The sequence below is a fragment of the Methylobacterium sp. WL103 genome, assembly GCF_008039885.1.
GTDB lineage: Bacteria > Pseudomonadota > Alphaproteobacteria > Rhizobiales > Beijerinckiaceae > Methylobacterium > Methylobacterium cerastii.
This window is the reverse complement of the sequence record NZ_VRUX01001110.1, coordinates 1-762: the sequence shown is the minus strand read 5'-3', so window position 1 is coordinate 762 and position 762 is coordinate 1. Positions and strand designations below refer to the sequence as shown.

Annotated in this window: 1 protein-coding gene; it reads right to left on the bottom strand. The window is 75.6% G+C overall.

Translation table 11 applies throughout. The features are described 5' to 3' along the window. Nucleotides 1–193: 193 nt before the first annotated feature. Nucleotides 194–762 (bottom strand): RsmB/NOP family class I SAM-dependent RNA methyltransferase (locus tag FV222_RS28105; protein WP_147816412.1); only part of this gene is annotated, 569 nt, incomplete at its 5' end.

The window sequence follows — 762 nt, the reverse complement described above, 5'->3', positions numbered from 1 at the left end:
CGCCAGGAGCGTTCTCCGATCCAGGCCCATCGGTCTCCTGCGGTGTCTTCGAGGCGGTGTCTTCGAGGCGGTGTCTTCGAGGCGGTGTCTTCGAGGCGGTGTCTTCGAGGCGGTGTCTTCGAGGCGGCGTCTTGCGAGGCAGCGTCTTCGGGATCGCTCGGACAACGCCGGCTGGACGGAGCGGTTGCGGCCCTCAGCCGGCCCGGGTCAGGGTGGCGACGTAGAACCCGTCCGTGCCGGTGCGCGCCGGGCTCATCTGCAGCCCGTGCGCAGTGAAGCGAAGCGCCTCGGCGAGGCCGGGAGCGTGCGCGTCCGCCACCTCGCGCGCAGGCACCACCGCGAACGCGCCGCCGCCGCGTGCGAGGAAGCCCGCCACGGCGTCGTCGTTCTCCGCCGGCAGCAGCGAGCAGGTGACGTAGGTGATGCGGCCGCCGGGGCGCACGAGGCTCCCGGCGCGGTCGAGCACCGTCGCCTGCTCGGCGACCCGGGCGGCGAGGCTGCCGGGCCGCAGGCGCCACTTCGCGTCGGGGTTTCGGCGCCACGTGCCGGTGCCGGTGCAGGGGGCGTCCACCAGCACGCGGTCGACGTGCCCGTCGAGGTCGCCGAGCACGTCCGTGCGCATCCGGCCGCCGCGGGGCGTGCGCACTTCGGCGTTCGCGCCGGACCGGCGCAGGCGCTCGTGGATCGGCGCGAGGCGGCGCGGGTCGTCGTCGGTGGCGACGAGGCGGCCGCCGTTGCCGGTGAGCGCGGCCAGCGCCAGGG